This window comes from Paenibacillus sp. FSL P2-0121 (genome assembly GCF_037975345.1).
GTDB classification, from domain to species: domain Bacteria; phylum Bacillota; class Bacilli; order Paenibacillales; family Paenibacillaceae; genus Paenibacillus_AQ; species Paenibacillus_AQ odorifer.
This window is the reverse complement of the sequence record NZ_CP150245.1, coordinates 333,901-356,568: the sequence shown is the minus strand read 5'-3', so window position 1 is coordinate 356,568 and position 22,668 is coordinate 333,901. Positions and strand designations below refer to the sequence as shown.

Below are 22,668 nucleotides of genomic sequence, written 5' to 3'. Positions count from 1 at the left end.
GTACACTTATATTCAGCAAATCTATTCAAAACGCAAAAATTCGCGATTTTTAACTGTACAAACTACATCTAAATCGCAAGGGATTCGCTACTCCACGAAATAGTTGCACTGAATACATCTATTTCACTTCAGCCGGTCAATCTCCCCATGTCTACAACTGCCTCCGGGTTAAAGCGAACTACCTTTCCATTCATCCCAAATCATCAAGGAAGCTGTCCTCCCCCTCCCATTCGGCAGACACTCGTACGTAGTCATCCACCTCAGGAAATTCCAACAGTTCAATAATAATCAATTCGAGCGCTGTAATGGCCCGCAGTCCATGCTTCGTACCAGCAGGAATCGTGACCGTGTCCCCGGCGGCAACCGCATGAAGATGGCCATTCATCCGGTATTCTCCATTTCCAGAAAGAAAAGACCAAACTTCTTTAGTATGCCGATGAAAATGGTAGCTGGTGTGCTCGCCTGCCAAAATGGTTATTTTAGAGGTCGTAACCTCAATACCTGCCGCCGTGCGAGAGAAGTCCAAAATGCGTGAGGTACCCCAGCGTTTTTCTTCAATCATCGGCTTCGCCGCATGGCCCTCCAGCTTCTGCTTAATTCGTTTTGCCTGCTCTATCCCAGCAACCAAAATGCCATCTGGCCCCGACGCCACGATTAAACCAGGAGCGCCGATGATATGCACAGGACAAGAGAGTTCGTTGATCAAATGGGTACCTTTTGAATCCTCAGAAATACTCCCACTGCCAATTACTCTTCCTTGCAAATGGGGAACAAGTGCATCCCAGCTGCCAATATCCGCCCACACCCCAATATAGGGGATGACAACCGCTCGCCGCGTGTGTTCTAGCACCTCATAGTCAAAGCTTCGTTCTGGCAATTGATCATAATGCTCCATAAACTCCAAGTAATCTACTGGAAGATCCCGTTCGACCATACTTGAGAGCAAGTACCCTAATGAGCAGGAAAACACGCCGCAATTCCACAGTCCTCCCTGAGAAATGAACTCGGCGGCTGTCGATTCGTTCGGTTTCTCCGCAAACTGCTTAACATTTAAAAAAGACGTCCCCCCTACCCCAGACCCTTCACCCGGCAGAATATAACCGAACTGTGTAGAAGGAAATTCAGGTAAAACACCAATCAAAGCAATGTCCGCTTGTGATTCGGCAAGCACACTTGGAAATTGATGAAGCTGTTTAAAAAAAGAAGTCTCCACATACGAATCCACCGGAATGACCACTACGATCTCTTTTGAGTCCATACCCTTCACAGAATGCAGATAACTCGCCGCCAGAGCTACTGCAGTAAAAGTCCCTCGTTTCTGCGGCTCCGCTAATAAAGGGACTTGAGCACCAACGGATTTGCGAGTAATCTCCACCTGACTGCGATGAGTCACTATGCAACTTGAATCCAACAAACCTACCTCTTCCAGCCCTCTGCATACCCGCTCGATCATCGACTCCATACCGCCAGCTTCTGTTGGAAGCAGCCTTAAAAAAGCTTTTGACCTGATCTCATTTGATAGCGGCCACAACCGCTTCCCCGATCCCCCTGAAAGGAGTACGATCTGCAACCCTATCGCCCCCCTGCGCTGGATTTAGCCCCCGGTGTTCTCACATACCCCTTTCGTTTATGAAAAGACAATGATCTATACTTCTCAGCCAGCTGATTCACTTTCTGCTTGGATAGCTGTCCTGCATTCATATGGAGACCTTTATTACGCGCTTTTTGAATCTTCATTCCCTCGCGATTCTTCGAATACAGGTAATTGGCATAGGTTTCGAATTCGGAAAAGGCAAATTGCTTGGAGCGGTTCATACTGTGTAAAATAGCTCGATACCAGGGCATTTGGTGTTTTGCTTCTATCTCTCTTTTCATTTGAGCCAATTGACTGCGTTCAAACAGCATATAATGGGTCACAAATGATGATTTTGCGGTCACCTTGCGGCCCATGAGTTTCTTATAGGTTACAAAATACTGTGGTTGGCTCCAGTTCCGGCTGTAAAAGAGTGTCTTGCCGTCCGCCCGAAAACGGTGGGGGGTAATCAGAACGGTATCCGCATCAATGACCAAAAAATAATCCGCCGTGCAGAGCTTGTCGCCATTCAGCTTCAGCAGCTGTTGGAATAGCCAGCCGGAACGTTCCCAGGTGCGTGAGCGGTAATGAATGTCTTTTTTCGTAATCGGCAGCACCGTATTCTCGTCAATAAAGGTACAGCCTTTTGTGCGGCAGAACTCAATCATCCGTTTCTTTTTGGGAGCAACAATTAATATCCGGCCGATGGGATGCTTAACCTGCTTTCTAACAGCGTCAATCACATGGGGAAGGGTCTGTAAATCTTTTTCAATCGCGGGAATCAGTACATCTATAGTAACGGCATGTCTGATGCGGGCCTTACTGGGCGAGGGCATAGGGTCATCTCCATATCATGTTTTTGCTTTAGGATATGAGCATGATAGGAAAAGGGAATGGGCATCACAGAATTGTTCAGGAGAGTGGCAAATGTGCGCTGGACAAGCCTGCGATGCGCGGGCAGAAATTTTTATATTATAAAAATAGAAACAGACCTGCACCCGGCGCCCTTTACTGGGGCAAATATGCCTCTCTTTTCGCTTATGGAGGCGGATTTGCCCTTTTCTAGGGCATTTTTGCCCCTCTTCTACGTCGCAGCTCCTCTTCTGCTCATTTCTAGGGCATATATGCCTCTCTTTTCGCTTACGGAGGCGGATTTGCCCTTATTTAGGGCTTTTTTGCCTCTCTTCCACGTCGCTGCTCCTCTTCTGCTCATTTCTAGGGCATATATGCCTCTCTTTTTGCTTATGGAGGCGGATTTGCCCTTATTTAGGGCATTTTTGCCTCTCTTCCATGTCCCAACTCCTCTTCTGCTTCTTTCTAGGGCATATATGCCTCTCTTTTCGCTTATGGGGGTGGATTTGCCCTTATTTAGGGCTTTTTTGCCTCTCTTCCACGTCGCTGCTCCTCTTCTGCTCATTTCTAGGGCATATATGCCTCTCTTTTTGCTTATGGAGGCGGATTTGCCCTTATTTAGGGCATTTTTGCCTCTCTTCCATGTCCCAACTCCTCTTCTGCTTCTTTCTAGGGCATATATGCCTCTCTTTTCGCTTACGGTGGCGGATTTGCCCTTTTCTAGGGCGTTTTTGCCCCTCATTCCGCCCACGCAGCCACTTTCCATCCAATCTACGGGATTTATACCGTACATTCCGCCCACGCAGCCACGATCCAGCTAATCTACGGGATTTATACCGTACATTCCGCCCACGCAGCCACTTTCCATCCAATCTACGGGATTTATACCGTACATTCCGCCCACGTAGTCACTTTCCATCCAATCTACGGGATTTATACCGTACATTCCGCCCACGCAGCCATATTCCAGCTAATCTACGGGATTTTTACCGTACATTCCGCTCACGCAGCCACATTCCAGCTAATCTACGGGATTTATACCGTACATTTCGCCCACGCAGCCACATCCCAGCTTATCTACGGGATTTATACCGTACATCCCGCCCACGCAGCCACTTTCCATCCAATCTACGGGATTTATACCGTACATTCCGCCCACGCAGCCACAATCCATCCAATCTACGGGATTTATACCGTACATTCCGCCTACGCAGCCACAATCCATCCAATCTACGGGATTTATACCGTACATTCAGTCCACGCAGCCACATTCCAGCCTATCTGTGGGATTTATACCGTACATTCCGCCCACGCAGTCACATTCCAGCCTATCTACGGGATTTATACCACCGTTGTGTCCCACTCCCACACCAATCCCCATATTTTTACTGGCTCAATATCCAACACTTTTCCTGTGCAGTAAAAAGCCTGGGATGGTATATTGTAGATTGGCTAAATTTTCGGCACATTTTAAGATGAACTCAAACATCATAGAACTAGATTTGTTGAGACCACTCTATACAGAAATAATGAAGGTGAATCTATTGAATAAGCTTTTATTTCATAATATCCCACTGGGAGCTACTGGTGAGCGGATCCCGCAAGCGGCTGTGGCCTCAGCGCAGACAAGCCAAGAACTGGTGAAGCGGGAGGATGAGGACTCCGCTTATTTTCGCAGGCTGGAAGAAGGCGGCATCCTGCTCAATCGTCCGCAGATTTCTGCGGTACGGCATCATAAAGGGCCGCTTCTAACACTGGCCGGCGCAGGCTCCGGCAAAACCTCGGTTCTGATCTGCCGAACCGGTTATTTGTTGTCCGTGCGCGGTGTCTCGCCAAGTCAGCTGCTATTGCTGACTTTTTCGAGTAAAGCTGCGGCGGAAATGCGCGAACGGATCGCCCTATTACCGGGAGTAGGCCCAGCGGACGTCGCGCGGCTGCAGGCCCGCACGTTTCATTCCTTTTTCTTATTTTTCTTGCGCAGACAAGGATTGCAGCAAGAGATTTTCAGTGAGACGCGGCGCCAGCACATCCTGTTGAAACAAATCATGCGTGAGCTAGGGCTACCTAAAGATGCCTATCCACCGGAAACGCTACTCTCCCTGCTCTCTTCCTGCAAGATGAACATGGGTACCGTAGAAGGCTTGCCTGAAGGAACCACCGCTGAAAAAGAAATGAAATCCATTCTGGAAATCTACGAACAATGGAAACTAGACAATTTTAAAATCGACTTCGATGATGTCCTCTTAATCGCCTATCGGATGCTGAAGGAGCGTCCTACGCTTTTACAGGAATTGCAGATGAGATATCTATACGTGATGGTGGATGAGTTTCAGGATACCAATGCCCTGCAATACGAATTAGTCAAAATGATTGCTCACCCGCAGCATAATCTGATGGTGGTTGGCGACGATGACCAGACGATTTATTCCTTCAACGGGGCACGCAGTGAATTCATTCTGGAATTCGAGAAGCTGTACCCGGGAGCAAGGGTTATTACACTTGATATTAATTACCGTTCTGGTCCAGCTATAGTCGGACTCGGCAACGGTATTATCCGGCACAATACGCGCCGGCGTTCCAAAACCCTGCAAGCTGCCAAAGGGAGCGGGAGTCAGCCCCGGTATATGCGTCCCCAGACAGCAGACGAGGAAGCTGAGCAGATGGTTGAGCATATTTTAAACGAGGTTTCGAGCGGCAAAAGAGAATATAGCGACTTCGCCATGTTATATAGAGCGTCCAGCAGCAACCGGGCCGTTCTGGAATTACTTCTTTTACGCGATATTCCCTATATTGATTATGGAGAAGGGCAATTACTGTACGAACACTGGCTAATTTCCCCGGTCGTGGATCATATGCGTCTCTCCGTGAATCGGCGGAATTTTGCGGCTATGGAGAACATCCTGCCTACTCTTTATATGAACCGTGAAAAAGGTATGAATCACATCCGGCAGATGGAAGCTAGACAACCAAAGCAAGGCCCACTAATCCATCTGTTGTCCATGCCCGGCATGGAGGATTTCAAGGGCACTAAGCTTAGAGAGCGGCTGGATCTAATTCGCAATATGCGCGAGTTAACCCCAGTCCAAGCGATTCGCCAGGTCCGCACGCAATTCTATGATTATTTCATCGAAGCGAATGAGCGGCATCAAGCAACCTTGCATCGCGAAACGTTAAAAGAAATGCTAGATGAACTAGAATCGTCTGCAGAGCGATTTGATAGTATTCCTGCCTTTCTGGATTTCATAGATAATGTTACGGAACGTAATGAACATAATCGTCAGCCAAGCACCAAAGAACAAGGGAATCGGATCGCGCTTATGACCATTCACAAATCCAAAGGATTAGAGTTTCCTGTGGTCTTTTTGATTGGAGCCTCTGAAGGAATTCTCCCGCATAGCTCCGCCCTGGAGGGGGACCGGCTCAAGGACCGCAAGCTGGCCGCTGCAAATAGTGGGAGTTCAAGCTTGGCTGCCCTGGAAGAGGAGCGAAGACTGGCTTACGTAGCTGTTACTAGAGCCCGGGAAGAGCTGTTTATCAGTTCACCTGCGAGGCATCGGGGCAAAAAAGCAGAGGTCTCCCGCTTCATGTTATCAGCCTTCCGCTCTGCCGTTTCTTCCACAGCAACGACTACGGTGAGCAGAACAGTGACAACAAGATCCTTACCTACCAGCCGGACAACTGCGACAAGAACCCATGTCGTTGCGGTATGGAATTGTACCAGCAGTACCTGTCCTGGCTGGACACGCATGAAAGCGGGCGGAGCTGAGGATCATTTAACCTCAAAACCCTGCCCGTTATGTAGTTCCCCTATGGCAAAGGACCAACGAGAAGTTCCTGTATGATTCAACGCAAAAAAAAGCAAGTTTCCTCTTCCCTGGAAACTTGCCTTTTTTATAAAAAATATATGTTTAAGCTGGAGTTACTACCGCTTCTTCTTCCTCTTCTTCATGCACGGTCTTGATCTGGATCATTACGGTTGACGGTTCGGTCAACACTTCAATACCGTCCTTGAAGATCAGATCAGAGACGAGCAACTGGTCGCCAATATCCAGTCCGCTGATATCGACTTCCATGGAGGTAGGCAGATCCTCAGGCATACAACGAACTTCCACTTCATAGATTTCTACCTGAAGTGTGCCGCCTGCTTTAATCCCTACGGCTTCACCTGCAAAATGAATAGTCACCTTGCTGTCCATGCTCTTTTTCATATTTACATGTTGAAAATCAATATGCAGAATTTTGCCGGACAGGGTATCCTTCTGAATGTTCTGAACCACGACCGGAACCTCCAGCTCTTCCGATACCTTACCTTGCAGAATTGCGCGCGGATTCTTTTTGAGAATGTCCAGAAGTTCTTTTTCATTCACTTCCAACGTCAGAGTCTCTTTACCAATACCATATAATACAGCCGGAATACGTCCTTGCTTACGCGCCTGATTGATGTTGGACTTGGTGTCAGTCTTACGTGTGTTGAATTGAATAAACTTATTCATTGGGTTTCCCGCTCTCTTTGACCATAAATTCTTGTCACACTAAGTGTAACATGACCATATAATCTAGTCAAACCAACTGGAAGAATGCTAGGATTCGTATTCGTCAAAAGGGTCCGCGATCTCAATCTCATATGCTTCAGCATCACTCACCCCTACAGATAGTACCGCCCGGCCTCCTCCAAGACGTTTCAAGCCACCGCTAAAGATGACATCCTCCAGTTCTTTGCGCTTGCCCGGGCCCGCCGGAAAATCACTGCGGACTGCAATTATTTTGACCGGAGTTGCTTTATAAGTCTCAGGATTCAGCGAAAAAGCCATGGCATAATAGTGTTTGTTTCCAGCGCTATCGAAGCAGGCAATGTGGCCCAATACGCCCACCATTCCACCCCGCAGCAGATGAGCTTCATTGGCTCCCCCCCACTCTTCGGGCACGAATTGATCCTGAAGCACCTCGGCATCAATAAAGGTCTGCTCATTCAGTTCGTCCAGCGAAGGAATCACTGTGAACCCAATCTGTCCTCGCCCACCCCGTTCGCCCTGTGGCCGGGTAAATACGCCTACACTGCCATTATCAAGCTCGATAAGCCGGATATCCTTCATCGTGCCGGGACCTGAAGAAAAGTGGGTTAAAGAATCGATGTGATACCCCCGGTAGAATTGGGTCACCCAGGAGGTAATCCGGTGCGGATCATCCGCTGCCGTAATCACTTCCACCCCGCCCACAATAAGTTCCCCCCTGATCCGGGTCCAGCACGGGTCCTGTAAATTGTACGTATGCGTATGCGCACGAGGCCTCCAGACTCCATCATGGCATGTAAAAAAGAAGACTTGAGAGAACTCACTGTCCCGTTCCTCAACTCTTCCCATTAGTACTTCCTCCCCGTTATACATAAACGGGGCGGTTATATTATAGACATCCCGGTGCCCGACACCGGTGAACGTCAGTTTATTTACTATGGTTGTACCGCGTCCGGCATGATATGTATCCAGAAGCTGCTTACAGGTGGCTGTCCGTGCCGGGTTCCTTGTCATCATCGTCCTCCTCATAATCATTTGAACGATCGATTACCCAATCGTTGTCTTCCGCATCCATGGCGATCAGCTCGCCGGGCTGGACATTAAAGTATACACATAATTTTAGCAGCAGATCCCTTGGATACTGCACCATCTCATTCTTGTACATTCGGCGTACTGAATCAAAGTGGTAATTGATCTCTTTGGCAAGCTTACGGATCGATAATTTCGGATCATGCCTCAGCATGACCTCGCTCAGTTTACTGCGTATGACTGGCATTCATCCACCTCCTCCCATAATATATCCGCACTCACCCAAGGAGTCAATTAAATTGACAAGATTAAATGGTCATGTTACAGTGGGATTAGGAAATAATTTGCAACATTTCTAATTTCAGAAAAAACAAATACCTTTCCCTATTCAGAAAATAAAGTCTTCTTTATTTTCTTTTTTTGTATCCAGACCAATCGCAAGACCATTAGGGAGGCTCTTTGAATGAAAAATACAGTCCGTAATCACAACATCGTGTTCCTGGGAACCAGTCTGCCGCGAGAGTGCGGTATCGCCACGTTCACACAGGATCTGCTAGATGAACTTATCCACCTTCCCGGCTTCAATCCGCCCCGGATTATTGCCATAAACAACAATGAAACCTACGCTTACGATCAGCAGGTAATACGGCAGATCGACCAGCATAATTACGCAGATTATATAGATACGGCCGATTTCCTCAACAATTCTGATACCGATTTGTTGGTCATCCAACATGAATTTGGCATCTACGGCGGAGAAAGCGGTGAATACCTGCTGCCCTTTGTCGAACGTTTGAACATTCCGTATGTTGTTGTTTTTCACACAGTGTTGACCAAGCCCTCCCCTAAGCAGCATCAGATCATCCGATGTCTGGCCGAGCGTAGCGTGCAGGTCGTGACGATGGCGGAATCAACCCTTACTGATTTATCTACTATTTATGAGATCCCAGTTTCCAAAATTACATTCATCCATCACGGTGTCCCTCAAGTGAGCACAGCTTCACGCTCCAGCCTCAAAGCACAATACGGTTATCCAGACCGCAAAATCCTCTCCACCTTCGGCTTCCTCAGTCCCGGCAAAGGGATTGAATACAGCATCGAAGCTATGCGCGGCGTGGTCAAGCGACATCCCGAAGCACTTTACATTGTCTGGGGCAAGACCCATCCGGTCGTCAAGCTGGAATCCGGCGAAGTTTACCGCCAGAAACTGACGGACCTCGTAGAAATGTTTGACCTGCAGGACAATGTCCAATTCGTCGATAAGTTGCTGACCCAAGAAGAAGTAATAGAGTCCTTGGTCATGTCAGATATTTATGTGACTCCTTATCTGGGTAAGGATCAGGCCGTCAGCGGCACCCTGGCCTACGGAGTCGGTTATGGCCGGGTCATCGTGTCGACCCCTTACCGCTACGCCCAGGAAATGTTGGCAGAAGGCCGCGGTCTACTGGCTGATTTTCATGATTCTGCTTCCTTGGAAGCCTGCATTTTGCGCTTGCTGAATAGCCCCGCCCTGGTGCAAACGATGGAAGACCGTACGTTGAAGCTCGGGCTCACTATGCGCTGGAACGAAATCGCCAAAATCTATGCCGCCTTGTTCCACAGCCATATCCAGAGCTCGGCGTCAGCTGATCGGAGCGTGATTTAATGGAAACCTCCACCACAGTACAGGCTAAACCAGGCTATCTCCGCAGAATCACGGACGATACAGGAATCTTTCAGCATACCAAGTTTGGGGTTCCGGACCGTTCCAAGGGCTACACTACCGATGATAACGCCCGCGCCCTGATTGCTGCGGTCTTAATGTACGAGAATTCCCGGGATGCCGTGGCACTCGATCTCATTCATACGTATATCTCTTTTATCTATCATTCCCAGACAGCGGACGGCAATTTTCGCAATTTCATGGATTATAACCGCTCCTTTATAGAGGATAAAGGTTCTGAAGATTGCCAGGGACGTACCTTGTGGGCACTCGGGTTCGCCCTGTCGCATGCTGCTTCCCTGCCCGATAACCTGATGAATACCTGCCGGTATTTGATCAATCAGGCACTGCCGCATCTGGAAGCCTTGGGCTCACCTCGGGCTGGAGCCTATGCCATCATCGGCCTAAGTTATCTTACCGAAGCACCGGGCTCATTAGGTTATGCTTTTCCATACCCGCATACTGAAAACACGACCGAAGAAGCCGCCTTTCTGCCAAGGGCAACCATTGAGAGTCTGATCGAAAATATTGCGGTTCGGCTGCATAATCAATATACCCGCTATAAGGGGCACGGCTGGAATTGGTTCGAGAACAGCATCACTTATGGCAATTCCATGCTGCCCTGGGCTCTGCTTCGGGCCTTCCTGATCTCCGGGAATAAAGACCTGCGGGAGACCGCCAAGGAAAGCCTGGATTTCCTAGCTTCCACCACCTTCTCCAGCAAAGGTTACTATAAACCGATCGGCAGCCATGGCTGGCTGCTGCGTGATGGGCTGGCTGCACCCTATGATGAACAGCCCATTGAAGCCTGCGAGATGCTGCTGGCCTGCCGGGAAGCAGCTGTTGTTCTTGAGGACCCCGCCTATCTTACGCAAGCAGAATTATGCTACAACTGGTATCTAGGGCATAATTCCTTGGGAATCCCTCTGATCGATCCGCAGACTGGTGCTTGTTATGACGGCATCCATGCCGCGGGGCTCAACCTGAACCAAGGCTCGGAGAGCATTATATCCTTCACAATTGCCCGGTTGGTGATGCATTATGAATAAATATGCTACGATCCTAGCCGGCGGGGGCGGAACACGGTTTTGGCCCCTGTCCAGACAAGAAATCCCAAAGCAGCTGCTGAATATTAGTGGCAACGACATTATGCTAAACGATACGATTGAACGCTTCAAAGGGATTATTCCTCAGGAGAATACAGTTATCGTTACTAATCGTACCCAAGCAGTATTGTTGGAGAGTATTATGCACAGCAGCGTTCTCAAAGCTAATATTCTAATTGAACCTGTGGCGCGAAATACAGCCGCTAGCATTCTTTTTGCAGCATTATCTATAGAGAAATCTCATGGCAATTCCTTAATGGTCGTCCTGCCTTCCGATCACTATATAACGGATGAGGAACAATTCCGTCTTACACTAGACGAAGCCTGTACTGTTGCCATGGAGTCAGACAAAATAGTAACCATCGGAATCAAGCCTACTTTCCCATCTACTGGCTACGGCTATATTGCCTTTGATAAGACGCCGATTGCGACAAGCCCAGTGGCTGTATATGATGTAGATGAATTTGTAGAGAAACCAAACTTTCAGAATGCACAGAGTTATCTGGCATCCGGTAATTATCTATGGAATAGTGGGATTTTTATTTGGCAGACCTCTGTCATTATTGATAATTTCAAACGTTATCTACCTCGACTCTACAAAACCATGCTGCCCATCAGTGATTATTTGGGTACAGATCAGGAAGAGGAAGTTATTAACGCCATCTATCCAACGCTTCAGAATATTTCGATTGATTACGGCATTTTAGAACGCTCTGATGAAGTTGTCGTGCTTTCCGGGCAGTTTGGCTGGAATGATATTGGCAGCTGGGATGCACTGGGTTCAATCTTCCCTCCGGATGATGCAGGCAACATTATAAAAGCAAATCATGTGGGGATAGATACCCATAATTCAATCATCTATGGAAATGGCAGACTGATCACGACCATTGGTGTAGACGGGTTCATCATTGCGGATACTGGGGATGCACTATTAATCTGTCCCAAGGACAAAGCGCAGTCAGTCAAAGATATCGTGGAGCTTCTAAAGGAACAGGGAATGACAGAATATATCTAACAAAAAGGAATGCAAAAAGACGGGCCATTGCAGTACATGCATGGTCCGTTTTTCATCTCATTATATAAGTTGAACAGTTTATAAATTTTTTTTAAGCGCGAAACCTAGGTCCAAGCCCACAAGAACCCGTCTCGATCCCAAGCAATTCTCCCGCCATGGAGTTTCCGGAAAGCTTTCTTCACTTCTTTGGAGAGTGAGGCATTGCCGTTCTCATTCACAAATACAAATTCTTCTCCAAAATTCTCTTTCACATATTCAATCGCCGCCGTCTGATGCAAGGTACCCGTAAAACGAATCTCCTTCACCATCCATTCTGCTACTTCTTGTGCGGTTATTTCCATATGGATGCGCCTCCTCTCTGTGCTTACTGCTAAAATGTGCCCTCATTATAACATGAATACAGCCCAACCGGACAAACGTCCGAATTGGGCTGTATTGAAGTCATTTTACATCATTGTGGATAGATATGGTTCGACGGATAACGGGACTTCTGTCCTCCACTCACCATCAACAGAATCCCAGTAATTAAGTGCAAGAACCAGCCCACGAAAGGAATCCATGCCAATAAAGAAGTTATAATTCCTAGCACTGAACCGTAGATAGACTCACGGTCTCTTGAAGATAAAATCAATGTAATCACATGTAGAATAAACATCAACCCCAGAACGGAATACCCCGTGCCAATAACAATAGCAGCACCCAGAATTGGAATTGCCAAAATAATTTCACAGGAACCCGTAATCCATTTCATAGCTTTAGAAGCGCTCAATAGACAACCTCCTAATTGGGTAAAATATATGATTTTTCTCGTGCTAATTATTTTATTTCATACCAACGGCAAAGGTTCTTCCACTTTGTCATGAGATTGCTTCTGCACAAGTGGAGGCAAGCCCTCCTTACTCATTGCTGCTGAAGGGGCCAGCCCCAAACAGTGGCACATTAAAGGAGCCATTCGCAGCTGTGGCAGCATTTCTTCCTCTTTTTCTGAAGATAATACATCTACCCCAAACGTATATAATGGCACATTTCGCTCGGAAGGGGTTATCCCGCCGTGGTACCCATTTGCGTTCATTCCGTGATCTGCCGTAATCATAATCTTATAGCCCTGTTCCATCCAAATAGGCAAAACAGTGGCCAGCAGACCGTCGGCATTACGCACTGAAAGCTCATATTCTTTACTCTCGCCGCCATAACGATGCCCGGCGTCATCTATATTCATGGAGTGAATGTATAGGAAATGCGGATCATAGGCACTCCGTAAATACACAGCGTCGGCAAACACATGACTGTCGGGATAGTGATCCTCGAAATAAAAGCTGCCATGCTGAATGGGCTTCATCACATTGTGCTGATGGCGATCAGCCAGCGGATCAAAAGGGGCCGAATTATAAAGCTCACTGACCCAATGATAGGCGACAGCAGCTGTGCGCAAATTAGCGGCCACTGCCAGATGGAATACACTCTCTTCATGGCTTGGTCTCACAATATGGTTAGCCGTAATTCCATTTTTGGTCACAGGTGTCCCCGTCAAAAGCACTTCATAAAGCGGGCGTGACAGACTAGGCAATTCCGACTTCACTCGGTGACATGATATTTTCCCCTGCTCCACCAAATGCTCCATATACCCCATATATTCACGTGCGGCCTCATATCTAAGTCCGTCCAACACTACCACAATAAGTTTATTGTTCATTTCAGTCATCTTATTACGCTCCCTCTCGTTCCAGATGCAGCAGCTCAGAAGGGTTCAGAGCCAAGGTGACGTTAGCCCCTTCCACCAGCCTCAGCCAGCGTCCGTCATTTAAAAGATCAACCGTTAAGCAAATGTCTTCTACCTCTACCGTACACCTAATAATATTGCCCAACACGGAGACAGATTTAATGATGCCATCCACCAGTTGCACTCCGGCAGCAACCTCGTGAAGTCCCGCACCCTCATGCAGCAGCGTAACCGCCTCAGGCCGAATAGCAAAGCGGTCCTGCGTGCTCTCTATCCCCCGGAACAACGTCATCACTTCTGATCGGGTCAATACATTGTAACTGCCCATAAACCGGGCAACGAACTCTGTTCGTGGTGCGGAGTACAACCCCTCAGGTGTGCCATCCTGCACAATCCGGCCACCGTTCATAATACAGATGCGGTCAGAAAGAATCAGCGCTTCCTCCTGATCATGTGTCACGAATAGTGTCGTCATGTTAAACCTTTTTTGGATATCACGAATTTCTGCACGTAAATTCTTGCGTATCTTAGCATCTAGTGCGCTTAAGGGTTCATCCAGCAGCAATACTTTGGGCTGCACCGCTAGAGAACGAGCCAGCGCTACCCGCTGCTGCTGTCCACCGGAGAGGGACTGCGGATATACATCCCGTTTATCCTCCAGATCGACCAATGCCAGCAATTCCGCGCAGCGATGATGGCGGGCTGATTTCGATAATCCACGCATTTTCATTCCATACTCGATATTTTGGCTCACCGTCAGATTGGGGAACAAGGCATAAGACTGAAACACCATTCCTACCTCGCGCTTACGGGGCGGCAAACTTCCCAGATCTTTATTTTCCAAAAGAATTCTGCCGCCATCCAGCTCTGAAAGACCGGCTATGCAGCGTAGCAATGTGCTTTTTCCACAACCGGAGGGGCCTAGCAGTGTCACAAGTTCACCTTCACGGATCTCCAAATCAACATTGTCTAACACACAGGTATTCCCAAACATTTTGCGTACACCCTGCAGCTTTAGATAATCATTCATCCCTTAACGCCCCCTCCCATCTTTTTACCGAGCTTCATGAGTACCATCGAAAGAATTAGAATAAACAGAAAATAAGAGATCGCAATCGCGCTGGCTAAATGTCCACTTTCACCAACCCTTTGATATAGATATACCTGAATCGTCTGAATATGTCCGCCAACTAACATGTTCGTAAGGACAAATTCGCCGAATAGAACTGAAAATGATAACAGTGTAGAGACGATAACCCCAGGCCATATATTAGGCAAAATCACATTCACGAAGGCCGTTCTTCGGCGGGCACCAAGCAGCTCCGCAGCATGCAGCAGTTCAACGGCATTAACCGTTAACAGACTATTGCGAATGCCCTGATACATATAGGGAAGGATGACCACAAAATATGCCCCCACTAATAAATACGCTGTTCCAGCGATATCAAAGGGTCCAGAAGAATAGGTACGAATAAGACCTACCGCAGCCACAACACCAGGCACCGCATAAGGCAAAACAACAATACCTTTCATAAAGCTCTCCCAACGCGGAAAATAGAGGGTGATGACAAAAACAGCTGGCAGCATCACGGCCAGACTCAGCACCACGCTGATCAGGCATAAATAAAGCGAGGTCCAAAGCGCCTCCAGAAAGCGAATATCCTCAAACATTTCCCCAAACCAATTCAGCGTCCAAGCTCGGGGCAGCAAGGTATTCTGCCAATCTTGTGCAAAAGCATAAATGCCCGTTGCCAAAAGAGGAAGCAGCAAATACACCATGAGCAGCAGCATGAAGGTGCGTGGAGCAAAGCCTGCTTTACGTATATTCATTGCCCTGCCTCCTCACGAGCTGTCCATAAACGCCGGGAAGCTTTGATTTTCACATCCGGTTTACTGAGTGCTTTCGTTCCGAACCTCTCCGCACGCCGCACCATTAAATGGTTCAGATAAACCGCCAAAATCGTAGTCAGACCAAGCAGAACAGCAAGCGTACTCCCCATTTGTGGCTGTGTAACCACATCTCCGGCAATCAGTGAACCGATACGTACCGCCAACAGATTGTAATTTCCGCCAACCAATGCGTAAGCCGTCGCATAAGCCCCCATTGCATTAGCAAAAAGAATTCCAAGTGTGCCGAAGATCGCCGGAGTTAGAATAGGCAGGCCAATCGTCTTCCAGAACTGCCAAGGCCCAGCCCCCAGTAAGGACGCTGCCTCTCTCCACTGCTCACGAATTCCGTAAAAGGACGGGTACAAAAGCAGTAAGGCTAACGGAACCTGAAAGTATACATACACCAGTATTAGACCTGACCAGCTATATAGATCAAAATCGGCAAAAACACTCCAGCCCCACTGTTTAAATAAGAGTGTAAACACCCCATTATTTCCGAGCAAAATGATATAAGCAAAAGCCAGCGGAACACCTGCGAAGTTAGAGGTCATATTCGACAGCATCAGAAGTCTATCGCGTACTCTCGGGGTAAACCGGGTAATGCAATAAGCACAAAAAAGTCCGACAATGATCCCTATCAGACTTGAGGTTATGGAGATTAGCAGACTGTTCTTAATCGCCTGCATGTAATAGGCACTTTGCAACGCATGCAGATAATTGCCTAACGTAAATCCCGTTCCGTCCGCTGTGCGAAAGCTTCCCGTCAACATGGATAGTATAGGTACCAGTTGAAAGGCTAACACCATTAGTGCAAATGGAATAAGTGCCAGGATCACACCGCGGCTTCTTTGTTTCATCTTACTCGCTCCTTGTCGCGGGAATAGAACAAAGGCGCCTTACGGCATCATGACGAAGGCGCCCTGCTTCTTTTTTAGGGAGAAATGAATACTAATTCAAATGCACAAGCACACGTTCCTGCCACAATTGAGGAATGGTTTTTGCCGTCTCTTCCCATACCTTGTAATCACCAACAGGCTTAGCGTTGACGTATTCTTCTTTTGGCAGCAGCTTAGCTGCAACATCATCCGGCAACGTTACACTGTCACGGATCGGACGAGCGTAACCTTTGGCAAGATTAATCTGTCCTTCATCGCTAAGGATGTATTGACGTGTAAGCTTCGCCGCGTTAGGATGCGGCGCATATTTGTTGATGATCGTGGCATACCCGCTCACGACACTGCCTTCCTGGGGAATGGCTACTGCGAAGCCATCTTTGTTGATCTGGTCTCTATAGTTCAAAGCGTTGAAATCCCAGAGCAGGGTAACTTCTACTTCCCCTTTTTCAATGTTGGCAAGGGAAGCTTCTGCATTGGAGAGACGTCCGTTTTTAGCTAAATCCTCGAAAAAAGCAATCCCCGGTTCAATGTTCGACTCATCGCCACCAAAGGCAATCGCTGCGGCCAATACAGCCATCTGTGCTTGAGCAGCCTTGGTTACATCACCAACGATGATTTTGTAGTTACCGTTCTTCAGATCTTCCCAGCTCTTCGGTGGATTCGCCACGAGCTTAGTGTTAGTCAGAAAAGAAATGGTGCCTTGATAGCCGACGATCCAATTCCCGTCCTTATCCTTAGCCCAATCGGGGATTTCATCCCAGTAGGATGTTTTATAAGGCTGGGTTACCCCTTTATCCACGGCAACCGAGCCAAACGCAATCCCCACATCTCCGATATCGGCCGTTGGTTTGTCTTTTTCCGCATCAAACTTGGCAATTTCCTCCGCGCTCGACATATCGGTATCCGAATGTGTAAGACCATACTTACTGTTCATATCACTCCATGTATCTTTCCAGTTCGCCCAGGAATCCGGCATTCCTACACTGACGATACTGCCCTCTTCTTTAGCTTTACTCTCGATCTCAGTCAGACTTAATTCTTTGGTGCCAGCCTTTCCATTCGTTGTTTCTTCAGCCTTGGCTGAATTTCCACAAGCAGCAAGCAACAGGACGAGCAAGGATAACATTAGACCCATCGATAATTGATTTTTGATCCCTTTTTTCATGATTTCCCCTTCACTCCTATTTCTTATTTGCGGGCTTCTTTATGTCCAACTGTTAGGCACCCAATTGCAGTATAGGCGTGTACTATTTTCGCGGCATTAAGGAGAATAGGAATATTTGTAAATAAAAAGAAACGACCTGTCGTCTTTTTTAGATGACCGCCGTTTCCCTTAGAAATGTTTTTATGAAAATAATTACATTAATTACACTAAAATAGAACTTTACTGATGTATAGTAGTATTTATTCATAATAAGAAATGACCCTCAGAGGAGCTTGAAAAATGCCGTTTACAAAAATTCAGATGGTAACAGGTTTATTTCTATGTACTTTGCTTATCTCAGCTTGCAACAATGCAGCTACTCCTCCTAAAAATAACACGCCAGATACAAGTAATAAAATCATTCAAATAAACAGTGATCTTTACACCCTCCCATTACGTGATCAGAATACAGAACAATACAACTACGCTGTCAATACCTCTGCCGGTATCGTATGGTTGCCAGCCCCAAAAATGAACATTGCCCCTGGAACAGAAGCAAATCCATTTTATTTTCCAACAGAGCCATTCACTTTCTATTTAAGTTCTCCTAATGAAAAAACACTAGCTGTAGAAAAGTCCAAGAAGCTATTGACGTTACCTTTAAATGATGGCGATGCTGTTCTGGTGGTTAGCGGCGTTTTTGGATTAGATGATTATATCCTCTATCATACCTTTTCCATTTTCACTGATGGCGCTCAGCCGATACGAGAACAAGCTTGGGTGATGAAAGTAGACGATCCAACATCTAATAAAGAAATTGCTCAATTCCATTCATCTGGAGGTAAATTTTATAGTTATGCAGTTGATGAAAAAGAAAAACTTTATCTATCGGTTTCCATACTTCCTGGAAATGCAGATGGTAGCTATAGTTACGAAGTTTATATTTATAATCTTCTGACTGGCAACAAAGAAAAAATAAATGATTATTCTCTTAATCCCTCATCACTGGATTCCATCCAATTTACTTACAATAACAAAAAATATTCTTATAAACTTCAATCCAAGTAAAAAACTGCCCGACATTTCCAGGCAGTTTTACATGTATGAATATAATTACCGTCTACGCGCTGCCACACTGACAACACCGTATCTGTAAAGCACCTTCTTACCGAACCAGCCAAAAAGACGATCCGTAAAGAAGCCCATAAAGCCAAGGCAGAACAACCCGACAAAGATCCAATCCGTACGGAAAAACAACCGGGAATTCCAGATCAGATAACCTACACCTTCGTTCGAAGCAATCATTTCCGCACCGATAATCGCCATATATGAGGTGCCCATCGCTAACCGGATACCCGTAAAAATATAAGGGATCGTCGCCGGAACAACCACATGAATCAGAATTTGCCACTCACTGGCGCCCATACTGCGGGCTGAGCGGATTTTGTCCTCTTCCACGGACATCACACCGGTTAAAGTATTCAGCACCACGATAAAAAAGGTGGCGTACATAATTAACGCAATCTTCGACTGCTCCCCAATACCAAACCATACTAAGAACAATGTAATGAATGCAATCGGCGGGATAAAACGGATAAAGTTCAGGAAAGGCTCCGCAAAAATACGGATCAAGTTCACCTTCCCAATGATTAGCCCTACGGGAATCGCCAGTAAACTGCCGAGTACCCAACCAATGAGCACCCGGTAAAAGCTAATCCCGATATATTGCAGCAAGGTTCCGTCTTCCAGCAGCTCCCGTCCGCCCTTAAGTGTACTCCATGGTCCGGGGATCACATCGGGGCCATAGATTACAGCTCCAAGCTGCCAGACGCAGAACGTGGTAATCCATAGAAGGGTTACGGAAACCCACTTCTTCTCCAACCATTTTCTCATCTGTCTCACCCTATCCTATTCTTCGAAATGACCTTGAATTTGATTGTATAACGAGTAGAATTCCGGTGAGGTTACGTCCCGCGGATACGGCAGTGTATTGTCATAAATATCCGTAATATTAGAGGACGGTCCTACGGACATAATACCAATTCGTTCCCCCAGCAATAATGCCTCCTGAATATCATGAGTTACAAAAATCACCGTCTTATGTGTCTGGCGCCAAATGTTGACCAATTCCTTCTGCATCGTTCGGCGCGTCATCGCATCCAGCGCACCAAATGGCTCATCCATCAGCAGAATCGCTGGATCATTCGCCAGCACCCGAGCCAGCTGAACACGCTGCTTCATCCCCCCAGACAGCTCCTTCGGGAACTTCTCCTCATGCCCGTTTAGCCCAACAAGCCCGATGAACCTATCCGATATTGTGTGCCGTTCCCCCCTTGCGATTTTCTTCATCCGCAATCCGAACTCCACATTCTGACGGACGGTTAACCAAGGGAATAAGGAGGAATCCGCCTGCTGGAACACCACCGCCCGATCTCTGCCAGGCTTATTCACCTCTACATTATCCACCCGTAGATGCCCACCGGATTTGGAGACAAACCCGGCGATCATATTCAGCAGTGTTGATTTCCCGCAACCACTCGGCCCGAGTAGAACGAAGAATTGCCCACCTTTAATTACGAGATCTACATCTTTTATAATGTAGTGAACGTCCCCAGCAGTCGGTTCGTTGTAGCTTTTACGGAGCTGCTCAATATGAATGGTATGCTGCTTAGCAGGTAATGACATGCTGACCCCCCCTATTTCTTGTACGTAACCTCTTCTGGCAATGCCTTCGCCAGCGGCTCGAGATTCAGTTTACTATCCAGATCGAAATCCTTCTCAATGATTCCGTTGTCGACCATATATTTCTTCTGCTTGGTCAAACTGTCATACGCTGCTTGAGTAAATCCTAGTGCCCACGGATTATTCGGCAGATCTTTTATCGTTGATTCCTTAGGCTGCTTCACTTCCTTATACATCAGATCAGCAACCTCATCTGGGTGAGCCTGAGCATAGGCTCCGGCTTCATCCACCGCTGCTAGGAAATTCGCTATACCTTGCGGATTCTTAGCCGCAAAATCATTTCCCGTTACAATCCCCATCCCCAATCGAACCGTGGTTTTAGACATATCCGTCAGTTCATGAACACCTTTAAGTGCATAGAGCTTATCATTCAGAACCGAACCATAAAACCATGCTCCATCCACAGCACCTTGCTTCAAAGCGATATAAGCTTCATCAAAGGCACCCTGTCCTATTAACTCCACATCACCGAGAGCAGCATTATGCTCTTTCAAATATTCATCCCAAAGGTACGGAATGAAGGTGCCGCGTATGAAACTCAGCTTTTTCCCTTTCAAATCTTCAGCCTTCTGAATATCATCCTGTACGAACAATTTCCATTCAGTGGACGCTTCATCAGTCGCTAATCCCGCCGAGGCGATAATAGCATAATCGCCCTTCGCCACTGCGTTCAGCAAGGGGAAGTCTGCCCCGAAAGCCACATCCACCTGTTTAATAAAAAGGGCATTTACACCTTCCGCAGGGGAACCAAAGTTGACCAGTTCAGCGTCAATCCCGTGTTTGGCAAAGATGCCTTTATCTAGTGCCACCCGAAAAGTGGGATTCGTATTGATGTCAGCAATTTTTATCTTTAATGTCTCTGCTTTGCTATTCGCCGCTCCCTCTTTAGCGGCATTAGAGGCAGCCGCGTCGCCCTTGGAGCTGCAGCCCGATAAAAGGATAACCACTGATAAAGATAAGAGCAGAAAGCTTGAGCTGATCCATGATTTTTTCAACCGACCCATCTCCTCAAATTTGTTAATTTACCTTGCGGCTGCTGCCTTCATCCGTCGTCGCTACACAAGCAGCTCCTTCAACAAATGGCAGGGTTGTCGCCACACTTACCACAGAATCCGATCCTTTAGGTGCAGACCCCGGGACTCTGAACTGCGTTACGTCTATTGGCTCAATCGCTTGTTCAACTGGCGTTTCCAGCTGTGGTACCCATGCATATGGCACACGGTAGGAACGATAGACCATATTGGTATTTCTGGAGTCCGTAAATGGCGAAATATATTCCCATACCAGTTCATGTTCTGGCGTAACTTCAAAGAGTCTGCCGTTAGAACCTTCTGTAATTAAGGTGTTGCCATTCGGAAGCCGTTGAGCGGAGCTGATATATGGACTGTAGAATTTATAAGAATCGGTTGGGACAGAGAAACCTGCTTCTGCCGCTGTATATTGCCACTCTATCTCAAAAGTCACGGGATTAATCTCCAGAATTCGCGAGTGGTCGCGGAGTGCATTTTTTTGCCCAAAAGGAGAAGATGGATTTGGAAGACCATAACCGCCCCAGCCCCCGTTATCGAATACAAGTAAGTTGCCTTCTCCCGGCAAACCTTTCGGAATGATGTGCGCATGATGCTGGCCAATGATCCAGTCGATATGCTTCACTTCTGGCAGCGAGTAATCCGGACCGATTCTCCAAACGATGGCTCCGGTACGCTTATCCGTGATCGCAATAATATTTGCTTCACGCGCATCCCAGATCACGTTATCCGGATGGAAACGCTCATCCCCTGCATCGTAAAACTTATTGGGTCCTACATAAGAAGCCGAATTGATATGCAGCCAGTCTCCAACACCACCACCTAGATTTCCGAAAGAGCGTGAGTTAGGATCACGAAATAGTACATTTTTGGCCGCTTCATCAAAGCCTAGCTCATCAAAATGTTCATTTGGAGCCCACTCCCAGACGATATTCCCCTCCCAGTCCACCTCAAGGATCGTGTCATCAAGCAATTGTTTGTCGGAGATTTGAGGATTGTAGATGTTTTTATGAGCAAGAATTAGCGTTTTTCCACTGTCTACCTTGGGTTCAAGCCCCGGTGCAAAATATCCGACCGGATTGCCTTCGCGCTGATAGTCATGATGCTGGCGGGCATACCAGAGGGGTTCATAACCCGGATCTTCTATATGTTCATAGCTGTTATATTTCCACACGATGTTCCCATCCCAGTCCACCTGTACCAGATCTACATTATCCTGTATTCCGAATTTAGGATCTCTTCTTCCTGTGCTGCCCAGCACATAACCACCCGGGAAGATTTTAGCCGGAAATCCAAGCAGCCCCTTCCACAAATGCACCTCTTTACCGTTCATATCAATCAGTACAACACCTTCTTCACCAGCTTGAAATACGGTATAGCCACTCCAGGCTTTGTTAGGGTTATATACGGTTGCTCCAGTTGGATAAATGGTTGAATGTCCCATCGTTCATCTCTCCTAC

General features: G+C 47.2%; 23 protein-coding genes. 5 read left to right on the top strand and 18 right to left on the bottom strand.

Annotated elements, in window-relative coordinates:
• Nucleotides 1-190: 190 nt before the first annotated feature.
• The 4 genes from MKY54_RS01585 to MKY54_RS01570 form a co-directional block, all read right to left on the bottom strand.
• Nucleotides 191-1,570 carry a sugar phosphate nucleotidyltransferase gene (locus tag MKY54_RS01585; RefSeq protein ID WP_339189193.1) on the bottom strand — a complete coding sequence of 460 codons (1,380 nt, stop codon included), beginning with the start codon at nt 1,568-1,570 and terminating at the stop codon, nt 191-193.
• A 2-nt stretch (nt 1,571-1,572) separates the two neighbouring features.
• Nucleotides 1,573-2,409 carry a DUF6492 family protein gene (locus MKY54_RS01580; RefSeq protein ID WP_076306549.1) on the bottom strand — a complete coding sequence of 279 codons (837 nt, stop codon included), beginning with the start codon at nt 2,407-2,409 and terminating at the stop codon, nt 1,573-1,575.
• Between the two features lie 248 nt (nt 2,410-2,657).
• Nucleotides 2,658-3,218 (bottom strand): hypothetical protein, encoded by a 561-nt coding sequence (locus MKY54_RS01575; RefSeq protein WP_339189191.1) that lies wholly within the window; start codon nt 3,216-3,218, stop codon nt 2,658-2,660.
• 228 nt (nt 3,219-3,446) lie between these two features.
• Nucleotides 3,447-3,677, bottom strand: coding sequence for a hypothetical protein (locus tag MKY54_RS01570; protein WP_339189190.1), 231 nt, complete (start codon nt 3,675-3,677; stop codon nt 3,447-3,449).
• A 277-nt stretch (nt 3,678-3,954) separates the two neighbouring features.
• Here MKY54_RS01570 and MKY54_RS01565 point away from each other — a divergent pair, with 277 nt between their 5' ends.
• Nucleotides 3,955-6,267 (top strand): UvrD-helicase domain-containing protein, encoded by a 2,313-nt coding sequence (locus MKY54_RS01565; RefSeq protein ID WP_339191100.1) that lies wholly within the window; start codon nt 3,955-3,957, stop codon nt 6,265-6,267.
• Nucleotides 6,268-6,333: 66 nt separating this feature from the next.
• On the opposite strand, the gene MKY54_RS01560 is transcribed toward MKY54_RS01565, so the two are convergent.
• From MKY54_RS01560 to MKY54_RS01550, 3 genes are all read right to left on the bottom strand, one after another.
• A complete protein-coding gene (locus MKY54_RS01560) occupies nt 6,334-6,918 on the bottom strand; it encodes a 50S ribosomal protein L25 (protein WP_076101172.1) in 585 nt (194 codons plus the stop codon).
• An 87-nt stretch (nt 6,919-7,005) separates the two neighbouring features.
• Nucleotides 7,006-7,950 carry a DUF1861 family protein gene (locus MKY54_RS01555; RefSeq protein ID WP_076127056.1) on the bottom strand — a complete coding sequence of 315 codons (945 nt, stop codon included), beginning with the start codon at nt 7,948-7,950 and terminating at the stop codon, nt 7,006-7,008.
• Nucleotides 7,916-8,212, bottom strand: a complete 297-nt coding sequence (locus tag MKY54_RS01550) for a helix-turn-helix transcriptional regulator (protein ID WP_076127054.1) — start codon at nt 8,210-8,212, stop codon at nt 7,916-7,918. Before MKY54_RS01550 ends, MKY54_RS01555 begins: the two co-directional genes overlap by 35 nt.
• A 216-nt stretch (nt 8,213-8,428) precedes the next feature.
• Between MKY54_RS01550 and MKY54_RS01545 the strand changes: the two genes are divergently transcribed.
• The 3 genes from MKY54_RS01545 to MKY54_RS01535 are packed head-to-tail and all read left to right on the top strand — an operon-like array spanning nt 8,429 to nt 11,788.
• Entirely contained in the window at nt 8,429-9,610 is a 1,182-nt protein-coding gene (locus MKY54_RS01545; RefSeq protein WP_076275948.1) for a glycosyltransferase family 4 protein, read from the top strand.
• Nucleotides 9,610-10,716 carry a glycosyltransferase gene (locus tag MKY54_RS01540; protein ID WP_076310056.1) on the top strand — a complete coding sequence of 369 codons (1,107 nt, stop codon included), beginning with the start codon at nt 9,610-9,612 and terminating at the stop codon, nt 10,714-10,716. The genes MKY54_RS01545 and MKY54_RS01540 overlap by 1 nt, the downstream gene beginning before the upstream one ends.
• The gene (locus tag MKY54_RS01535; RefSeq protein WP_076127047.1) at nt 10,709-11,788 is read left to right on the top strand and encodes a mannose-1-phosphate guanylyltransferase; all 1,080 of its coding nucleotides are present in this window, start codon (nt 10,709-10,711) and stop codon (nt 11,786-11,788) included. Before MKY54_RS01540 ends, MKY54_RS01535 begins: the two co-directional genes overlap by 8 nt.
• Nucleotides 11,789-11,892: 104 nt before the next feature.
• Here MKY54_RS01535 and MKY54_RS01530 read toward each other — a convergent pair whose 3' ends face one another.
• The 7 genes from MKY54_RS01530 to MKY54_RS01500 form a co-directional block, all read right to left on the bottom strand.
• Entirely contained in the window at nt 11,893-12,129 is a 237-nt protein-coding gene (locus tag MKY54_RS01530) for a hypothetical protein (protein WP_076219710.1), read from the bottom strand.
• A 110-nt stretch (nt 12,130-12,239) separates the two neighbouring features.
• Complete coding sequence (locus MKY54_RS01525) at nt 12,240-12,557, bottom strand: hypothetical protein (RefSeq protein WP_036687337.1); 318 nt, start codon at nt 12,555-12,557, stop codon at nt 12,240-12,242.
• Between the two features lie 57 nt (nt 12,558-12,614).
• Nucleotides 12,615-13,490 carry an alkaline phosphatase family protein gene (locus tag MKY54_RS01520; RefSeq protein WP_081387133.1) on the bottom strand — a complete coding sequence of 292 codons (876 nt, stop codon included), beginning with the start codon at nt 13,488-13,490 and terminating at the stop codon, nt 12,615-12,617.
• A gap of 4 nt (nt 13,491-13,494) precedes the next feature.
• Entirely contained in the window at nt 13,495-14,538 is a 1,044-nt protein-coding gene (locus MKY54_RS01515) for an ABC transporter ATP-binding protein (RefSeq protein WP_076219711.1), read from the bottom strand.
• Nucleotides 14,535-15,338: an ABC transporter permease subunit gene (locus tag MKY54_RS01510; protein ID WP_076186152.1), complete on the bottom strand. Its 804-nt coding sequence runs from the start codon at nt 15,336-15,338 to the stop codon at nt 14,535-14,537. The genes MKY54_RS01515 and MKY54_RS01510 overlap by 4 nt, the downstream gene beginning before the upstream one ends.
• Complete coding sequence (locus MKY54_RS01505) at nt 15,335-16,255, bottom strand: ABC transporter permease subunit (RefSeq protein WP_076306798.1); 921 nt, start codon at nt 16,253-16,255, stop codon at nt 15,335-15,337. Before MKY54_RS01505 ends, MKY54_RS01510 begins: the two co-directional genes overlap by 4 nt.
• A gap of 91 nt (nt 16,256-16,346) precedes the next feature.
• Nucleotides 16,347-17,459, bottom strand: a complete 1,113-nt coding sequence (locus tag MKY54_RS01500) for an extracellular solute-binding protein (RefSeq protein ID WP_076278953.1) — start codon at nt 17,457-17,459, stop codon at nt 16,347-16,349.
• 279 nt (nt 17,460-17,738) lie between these two features.
• Between MKY54_RS01500 and MKY54_RS01495 the strand changes: the two genes are divergently transcribed.
• Nucleotides 17,739-18,506, top strand: a complete 768-nt coding sequence (locus MKY54_RS01495; RefSeq protein ID WP_076310058.1) for a hypothetical protein — start codon at nt 17,739-17,741, stop codon at nt 18,504-18,506.
• Between the two features lie 45 nt (nt 18,507-18,551).
• Here MKY54_RS01495 and MKY54_RS01490 read toward each other — a convergent pair whose 3' ends face one another.
• From MKY54_RS01490 to MKY54_RS01475, 4 genes are read right to left on the bottom strand one after another with little or no spacing between them, the layout of a single operon-like run.
• The gene (locus MKY54_RS01490; RefSeq protein WP_076306800.1) at nt 18,552-19,331 is read right to left on the bottom strand and encodes an ABC transporter permease; all 780 of its coding nucleotides are present in this window, start codon (nt 19,329-19,331) and stop codon (nt 18,552-18,554) included.
• Nucleotides 19,332-19,346: 15 nt separating this feature from the next.
• Entirely contained in the window at nt 19,347-20,123 is a 777-nt protein-coding gene (locus MKY54_RS01485; protein WP_339189183.1) for an ABC transporter ATP-binding protein, read from the bottom strand.
• 11 nt (nt 20,124-20,134) lie between these two features.
• The gene (locus MKY54_RS01480) at nt 20,135-21,175 is read right to left on the bottom strand and encodes an ABC transporter substrate-binding protein (protein ID WP_339189181.1); all 1,041 of its coding nucleotides are present in this window, start codon (nt 21,173-21,175) and stop codon (nt 20,135-20,137) included.
• Between the two features lie 22 nt (nt 21,176-21,197).
• Nucleotides 21,198-22,652, bottom strand: a complete 1,455-nt coding sequence (locus MKY54_RS01475) for an aryl-sulfate sulfotransferase (protein WP_076127030.1) — start codon at nt 22,650-22,652, stop codon at nt 21,198-21,200.
• Between the last annotated feature and the right edge of the window lie 16 nt (nt 22,653-22,668).

What these genes read in the sequence shown, in the direction of transcription:
- MKY54_RS01580 (WP_076306549.1), bottom strand. Translation starts at nt 2,409, where the DNA reads ATGCCCTCGCCCAGTAAGGCCCGCATCAGACATGCCGTTACTATAGAT.
- MKY54_RS01575 (WP_339189191.1), bottom strand. Translation starts at nt 3,218, where the DNA reads ATGTACGGTATAAATCCCGTAGATTGGATGGAAAGTGGCTGCGTGGGC.
- MKY54_RS01570 (WP_339189190.1), bottom strand. Translation starts at nt 3,677, where the DNA reads ATGTACGGTATAAATCCCGTAGATTGGATGGATTGTGGCTGCGTAGGC.
- MKY54_RS01565 (WP_339191100.1), top strand. Translation starts at nt 3,955, where the DNA reads ATGAAGGTGAATCTATTGAATAAGCTTTTATTTCATAATATCCCACTG.
- MKY54_RS01560 (WP_076101172.1), bottom strand. Translation starts at nt 6,918, where the DNA reads ATGAATAAGTTTATTCAATTCAACACACGTAAGACTGACACCAAGTCC.
- MKY54_RS01555 (WP_076127056.1), bottom strand. Translation starts at nt 7,950, where the DNA reads ATGACAAGGAACCCGGCACGGACAGCCACCTGTAAGCAGCTTCTGGAT.
- MKY54_RS01550 (WP_076127054.1), bottom strand. Translation starts at nt 8,212, where the DNA reads ATGCCAGTCATACGCAGTAAACTGAGCGAGGTCATGCTGAGGCATGAT.
- MKY54_RS01545 (WP_076275948.1), top strand. Translation starts at nt 8,429, where the DNA reads ATGAAAAATACAGTCCGTAATCACAACATCGTGTTCCTGGGAACCAGT.
- MKY54_RS01540 (WP_076310056.1), top strand. Translation starts at nt 9,610, where the DNA reads ATGGAAACCTCCACCACAGTACAGGCTAAACCAGGCTATCTCCGCAGA.
- MKY54_RS01535 (WP_076127047.1), top strand. Translation starts at nt 10,709, where the DNA reads ATGAATAAATATGCTACGATCCTAGCCGGCGGGGGCGGAACACGGTTT.
- MKY54_RS01530 (WP_076219710.1), bottom strand. Translation starts at nt 12,129, where the DNA reads ATGGAAATAACCGCACAAGAAGTAGCAGAATGGATGGTGAAGGAGATT.
- MKY54_RS01520 (WP_081387133.1), bottom strand. Translation starts at nt 13,490, where the DNA reads ATGACTGAAATGAACAATAAACTTATTGTGGTAGTGTTGGACGGACTT.
- MKY54_RS01515 (WP_076219711.1), bottom strand. Translation starts at nt 14,538, where the DNA reads ATGAATGATTATCTAAAGCTGCAGGGTGTACGCAAAATGTTTGGGAAT.
- MKY54_RS01510 (WP_076186152.1), bottom strand. Translation starts at nt 15,338, where the DNA reads ATGAATATACGTAAAGCAGGCTTTGCTCCACGCACCTTCATGCTGCTG.
- MKY54_RS01505 (WP_076306798.1), bottom strand. Translation starts at nt 16,255, where the DNA reads ATGAAACAAAGAAGCCGCGGTGTGATCCTGGCACTTATTCCATTTGCA.
- MKY54_RS01500 (WP_076278953.1), bottom strand. Translation starts at nt 17,459, where the DNA reads ATGAAAAAAGGGATCAAAAATCAATTATCGATGGGTCTAATGTTATCC.
- MKY54_RS01495 (WP_076310058.1), top strand. Translation starts at nt 17,739, where the DNA reads ATGCCGTTTACAAAAATTCAGATGGTAACAGGTTTATTTCTATGTACT.
- MKY54_RS01490 (WP_076306800.1), bottom strand. Translation starts at nt 19,331, where the DNA reads ATGAGAAAATGGTTGGAGAAGAAGTGGGTTTCCGTAACCCTTCTATGG.
- MKY54_RS01485 (WP_339189183.1), bottom strand. Translation starts at nt 20,123, where the DNA reads ATGTCATTACCTGCTAAGCAGCATACCATTCATATTGAGCAGCTCCGT.
- MKY54_RS01475 (WP_076127030.1), bottom strand. Translation starts at nt 22,652, where the DNA reads ATGGGACATTCAACCATTTATCCAACTGGAGCAACCGTATATAACCCT.